This is a genomic window from Paraburkholderia sp. SSBN10T (assembly GCF_056619545.1).
In genome coordinates this window covers 1-641 of sequence record NZ_JBWQQI010000067.1, presented here as the reverse complement: position 1 = coordinate 641, position 641 = coordinate 1, and the positions used below count along the sequence as shown (strand labels likewise).

Sequence of the window (641 nt, the reverse complement as noted above, 5' to 3'; positions counted from 1 at the left end):
ATGTGGCGCTCGGCGGAGGTGCGGTCGCAAACAGCACGCCGATTGCACTCGGCGACAATGAGTATGCGTCGGAATCGGCGCTGGCAGTCGGTCAGCTTGCCAGTGCGACCGGTACGGGCGCCGTGGCGCTCGGAGCGGCATCGAAGGGAGCAGCCGATTTCGCGACTGCGGTTGGCACAGGTGCCGTCGCACAGCAGGCGGGCACTGCCGTAGGCTATGGCGCGACGGCATCAGGCTCCAACGAGGCGACGGCTCTCGGCTATGCAGCGACTGCCGCCGCCGATTCGGCCACGGCAGTGGGCGTTGGGGCACAGGCGAATGGTACCGCGTCGAACGCCATGGGGCAGGTGGCGCAGGCCAACGGCAACTTCAGCGAAGCGCTGGGCAATCAGGCGACCGCGAATGCTGCGTCCGATGTGGCCATTGGCAATCAGGCCGTGACGGGCACGGCCTCTGGCGATCCGGGCTCGAACATCGCGCTCGGCACGAGTGCTGCGGCCTCGGGTGGTAGCGCGATAGCCGAGGGTACGAATGCCGTGGCGAACTCGGCGGGAGCGGTGGCGATCGGGCAGGCGGCTACGGCTACGGGTGGCAATGCGGTGTCGATCGGCGCTGGCAACGTTGCCAGCGGTAATGGTGCT

At 68.0% G+C, this 641-nt stretch carries 1 pseudogene; it reads left to right on the top strand.

The features are described from left to right. Positions 1 to 641 (top strand): annotated as a pseudogene (locus tag AC1ECK_RS36655) (hemagglutinin); the annotation flags it as partial.